Consider the following 1,210-nt stretch of genomic DNA (forward strand, 5'->3'; position numbering starts at 1 on the left):
TTTCTTTCGGGCTTAGACCATCCAAAATTGCAATTCTGGCGTGAACGATGAATGTAGAGCATCCGGTTTCTGCGACAGTGCCGACAAAATCACTCAAAAACTCTTCGCTATCGAAGTCGTCTATACCGATACGATGTTTGATTGTTACAGGAATGTCGCATGATTCTCGCATTGCAGAGATACAACTAGCAACGAGGTCTTTATGCCCCATTAAACAAGCGCCAATCATATTATTTTGCACTCGATCACTTGGACAGCCTACGTTAAGGTTGACTTCGTCATAAGCACGCGTCTTAGCTATTTTGGTACATTTGGCAAGATCTTTAGGGTCGCTGCCTCCAAGCTGAAGAGCAATAGGATGCTCTTCTTCGTTGTACTCAAGGTGCCGATCTTCATCTCCATATATAATGGCGCCAGTCGTGACCATTTCTGTGTACAACAGCGAGCGCTTCGTTAGTAAACGAGCAAAGTAGCGCTGATGTTTATCAGTCCAGTCCATCATAGGAGCAATCGAAAAGGTGCGATCAAGTTGCTTGGTCATAGTCCACTTAAATGAATTGATAGATGTATTGAATAATCTTTTGCGGTAACCCGCATATTGTACATGATCTAGAAATATAAAGACTTGTCTTAAAAACTGTGTACGGACTCTCTAACAATAATTCAAACATCGATATAATCTTGGGCTCAAAGAATTATAGTTGGAAATTGTTTTGTCTCTTCGTGCACTCGTTTCTTCATTAGTCTGTATTGTTTTTATCTCTGCGTGCTCTCGTACCTATGACGTTGATGCAAACCCGGTTCTGGTTTCTCCTGACGAACCAGATTGTTCGATTGCTCCATTAGCAAGCCCCGTTGTCAACGAGATTAAGTTAGTGTCCAAGGGAGCAGATTTACTAGAAGCCCAGGTGCTATACAAAGCGCAAAGCTTGGTTGCATCAAGTCTTTCAGAAACCTTGTTTTTAGAACCAGCTAGCAATTTGTTTTTTGTTTACCTCGATGTGCTTGATGCCGAGGAAGATGTTTCGTTAGCTGACGGATCGATTGCTGAAGTAGCAAGTGTAACGGCGTTAATTGCTGACAATAACAATCAAACAGGTCCAGTTACGGTGGATAATCGATTAGAAGTACCTTTTGAAATAGTGTCTTCAACCTCGGAAATTGATGTGAATTTCGAGATTTCATATAGATTCGAAGAAACTCGTTCTGA

General features: G+C 41.6%; 2 protein-coding genes. One reads left to right on the top strand and one right to left on the bottom strand.

Features of this window, described 5'->3' with window-relative positions; all coding sequences use genetic code 11:
• Positions 1-541, bottom strand: a 541-nt coding sequence (dusA, locus tag A3739_RS27435) for a tRNA dihydrouridine(20/20a) synthase DusA (RefSeq protein WP_082878648.1), incomplete at its 3' end; no start/stop codon positions are given.
• 160 nt (positions 542-701) lie between these two features.
• Between dusA and A3739_RS27440 the strand changes: the two genes are divergently transcribed.
• A partial coding sequence (locus tag A3739_RS27440) for a hypothetical protein (RefSeq protein WP_197472638.1) occupies positions 702-1,210 on the top strand: 509 nt, incomplete at its 3' end.

This window comes from Oleiphilus sp. HI0067, from assembly GCF_001635735.1.